This is a genomic window from Serratia sp. PL7, from assembly GCF_945957435.1.
In genome coordinates this window covers 1-4,036 of sequence record NZ_CAMFLB010000071.1, presented here as the reverse complement: position 1 = coordinate 4,036, position 4,036 = coordinate 1, and the positions used below count along the sequence as shown (strand labels likewise).

At 30.4% G+C, this 4,036-nt stretch carries 2 protein-coding genes and 1 pseudogene; all 3 read left to right on the top strand.

Going from position 1 to position 4,036, the window contains the following annotated elements:
• Positions 1–1,363: pseudogene (locus tag N6G83_RS53975) on the top strand (hypothetical protein); the annotation flags it as partial.
• A 596-nt stretch (positions 1,364–1,959) separates the two neighbouring features.
• The gene (locus N6G83_RS53970) at positions 1,960–3,372 is read left to right on the top strand and encodes a hypothetical protein (protein ID WP_094762251.1); all 1,413 of its coding nucleotides are present in this window, start codon (positions 1,960–1,962) and stop codon (positions 3,370–3,372) included.
• 259 nt (positions 3,373–3,631) lie between these two features.
• On the top strand, positions 3,632–3,979 hold the full coding sequence (gene mobC / locus N6G83_RS53965) for a plasmid mobilization relaxosome protein MobC (protein WP_048216462.1): 348 nt from the start codon (positions 3,632–3,634) through the stop codon (positions 3,977–3,979).
• Positions 3,980–4,036 lie beyond the last annotated feature (57 nt).

The following is a 4,036-nucleotide window of genomic DNA, read 5'->3' as shown; positions in this document are numbered from 1 at the left end:
AAGTATTGAATATTTATTGAGAGAGAAAAACCCAGAACAACAGAAAGACATAAAAATATTATCAACAACCACAAAACAAGACCTAATCAATTTTGAAAATTATATTTTAGATAAAAACAAATCAAACCCATACGTGTGTGGTGTTTTATCATTTGAAGAAAAATCCATATCAGAAGAATTAAAAACCAAATTAATCACAGAGTTTGAAGATATTTTATTTGCAGGGATTGAACAAGAAAACAGACCTCCAGTTATGTGGGTAGAACACAACGACAAGGGCAGGGTAGAATTAAATTATTTAACATTTAACAGTTTACAAGACAGAAGATCATACACTGTATATTTAGATAAAAGAGATCGTGGGTTGGTAAATAACTACTCTGAAATAATTAATTATGAAAATAATTTATCAAGTCCATTTGAAGAGAAAGAAAATAAAAACACATTAACCAACAAACCAAAAACCAATATTCCAGAAGATAAAAAACAATTTATTGAAAATATTAATACTGAAATAATGGCATTAATTATTAATGAAGAGTTGGAAAATAGAGATCAAACCATCAAACATATTGAAAACATGAAAGGTGTTAAAATAAACAGAATACGAAAAAATCAAATATCAATTAAATCTGATTTGTTTGATGACGATAAACCCATTGTCCTGAAAGGAGATATATATGAAGAGGGAAGAGATTACAGCGATTATAGAAAAGAATTCAACCCAAAACCTACAAGAGATCCAGAGTTTGTTAGAGAAAAACTCACAGAGCTTAAAAGAACATTTGCAGAAAGAATTGAAAAACGAGAAATCAGAAATAGATCAAAGTTTAAAAAACCATCGTTCAAAAATATATCAGAAAATAGACAAAGTATTCAAAGAGAAGATCAAGATATTGGATATAAATATACTAACGGCGATTTTATCAATGTTAGTAATAACGATGGTTTTTCAAGTATGTATATTCGCACTGATAATATGGAGATTGTAAACAATGAGTCAATTAATACAGAATATAAAACTAAAACAGCAACAGAAGAAACAGCAGGAACTACAAGAGCAAGAGATATTGAAAAAATTAATCAGCAACAACAATTTGTTAGTTCGAGACTTGAAGAAGCTGGAAGAAAACAACAGCAATTCAGAAAGTCGATTGATACAACTGAAGGAAGATTTGGAGTATGTAGAAGATCTGTACACTCAATTATTTCTACTTTTGGAAGATACATACGAACGTTTTCAGCATATACAAGGAAGAATGAACACAGGCAAAAATTCGAAAAAAGACGAAAAATCGAAGAAGAAAAACTCAAAATCAAAAATCAGGGAAGTTACAACAGAAGACGATATAAACCATATTAAAAATATGATGACAACACTACTAGATCACTATGATAAAACTTTAACCGTGAACAAGTGAGAGCCAGCCGTCAGGCTGGTTCTTGCTTGTGAGGGGTTGACCTGTCCGGTAGGACGGTTTTCTGTCATAAGGTGTCATAGTGTCATAAAAACCACAAAAGAAAACGTCATATGTTTTGCAGAAAAACCATGACAACAAATGTCAAAACAAAAAACATGATATTTTCTGACAAATGAGGGCTGAAAATTGCCTGTTTTCTTTAAAATCCATTTTGTCAGAAAAGTTCTGACATTCTGATAAGTTAATTTTCCTTTTATAATCAATATATTACATTTTTTGTCATTAGCTTTGTCAAAAGAGTACTGATTTTTTCTGACAAATCTCTGACAAAATTTTTTTTTAATCCTTTAAAATCAATAGTTTACAAGATTTGTCAGAATGTCAGAGTGTCAAACAGGGGGGGGGTGGTATGTTTTTGGCAGTGCATTTTTTGGGGTTAAAATCCGACAAAATAAAAAATGTCTGATTTTTTTAATGTAAACATTTGACAAGTTAAAATCCTATGTTATAACTGTATATATAATAGGAGGATTTAATTATGATAAGATTGAAAAAGGTATTTAATTTAACAGAAGAAGAAATAGTTTTAACGAACGAAATAGCAGAAGCAATTAGCAAAGAGCCAAAAGTAGAAACTCACGAAGTGAATATAAATTTTATTGATGTTTTACCTATAATACCAAACCCCCATAATTTAGGTTTATCAGAAAATATAGATCCATTATCTTTGATATATTCTAAATTTGTTAGTGAAACCGACATACCACCAGCTTTACCGATATTTTCATTTTTAAGCTATTTAAGTGCTTTTAGTGTTAATAACAATATAATGTATAAGCATCCTACAAGCCCAGCGGATTACTTAAACACTTGGACTTTAATACTTGCACCTTCTGGTGCAGCAAAAACCACATCAGCAAAAATTATTGAAAGTTCTATACCAAAAGATATAGAAGAAAAGCCAATGATTAGACCTAATTTTGAAGGTGCTGACGGTTCGGCAGCATTCATTTCAGAGTTAGCAAAAGCAGAAAAGAAAATTGATAATTTCGGAAAACCAATACAGCCGATTTTCTGGATAGAAGACGAATACTCCCAGTTTATGAAAAAATTAATGCCGGGAGGTTCTATGGTTGAAACCAGAAAAACAATGTTAAAGATCCATGATAATGATAAAGCCCGTAGAGTTACGAAGAACGATACTATTGAAACTGAAAGTATCGTTATGAGTGGTTTATTTTTGAATACTATTGATAGTTTTGCAAGAAACTTTGATCAGGAAAGTATTAATGATGGATTAGGAAGAAGACACAATTTTGTTTATGCAGAAAGAGGTGAAAAAGTTGTCCCAACTTGGACAGTGGAAGAAATAATCGAATCACTCAAAGAGGGATTAGATAATTTCTTTTCAACTGTAAAAACAAATGTAATTTATACATATTCACCAGAATGCAGAAAAATCTATGACCATTTTTATATGGTTTACAAAGAAAAATTTGATCACATATTAGGGGAGGAAACAAACGGAACATTTTTCAGAACATATTTTATGTTAAGTTGGAAATATGCAGCAATATATCATATTTTGCTGAAAGAAGAAGGAACCGAAATTCAGGCAAAATCTTTTGACTATGGCATAAAAGTTTCATTAATGTTTTTATCCAGTATAAAAAGATTTTTAGATTACAAAGTAGATTTAAAATCTGGTGCCAAAGAAGTTAGAAAGGAATATTTAAAAAAAGCAGCAGAAAAAGAATTAAACAACTTGCAAAAATACAAAGATTTTTTGCTTGATAATGTAGAAATTACATTGCGAGATTTTAATAGAAAATTTAGTCTTAAAAAGGTTGAGAGTTTAAAAGTCCTTAAAACAATCAGAGAAAACAAATTAATAAAATACCATCCATTGTTTGAAGTTTTGGCAAAAGAAGAAGCCAAAGCGAAAAAATAACTACCGCCTTCACTTCGTTCAGTTGGTCAACCCCTCACAAAAAAGCCATTTGCAAAATGGCTTTATTTGTTCACGGTTATATATAAAACCCAAATTTAAATTGATTATTTTTTATTCAGCTATTGACTTAATTTTTATATGTATTAATTAATATATAAGTGGAAAACTATATAACAGCAAGCTCAGACAATACTTCGTATTGTCGCTTGTGAGGGGTTCCCCCTTCAATCCCCTTAAAACCGAACACAGGAGGCTTACAGTGAGCTACAAGGATAGATACCATAGGAAGCACAGCGTCACGCTATGCTTCAATGACGAAGAATTTGCACAGGTTGAAGAACTGGCTTCTATGCTGAAAAAGCCAAGGGCGAAAGCCATAAGGGAGTTAATACTCAATAAAGAGTTTAAACTCAAAAAAGAAATTTCCAAAAATGAAAATGGTGATGTGTATTATCAGCTTCATAAAATAGGTGTTAATATTAACCAGATAGCAAGAGCAATAAATACTGATATTGATAAATTTATTTCCCATGAGTTTGCAGAAGATTTTATAAATTTATTCGAAGAAATAACAAATGAGATAGAAGATATTAAAAGGAGAATTTAATATGTATCATAAAATAATAGGAGGTAAAAAAAGCAAAGGTCAAAGGAATATAAAAAA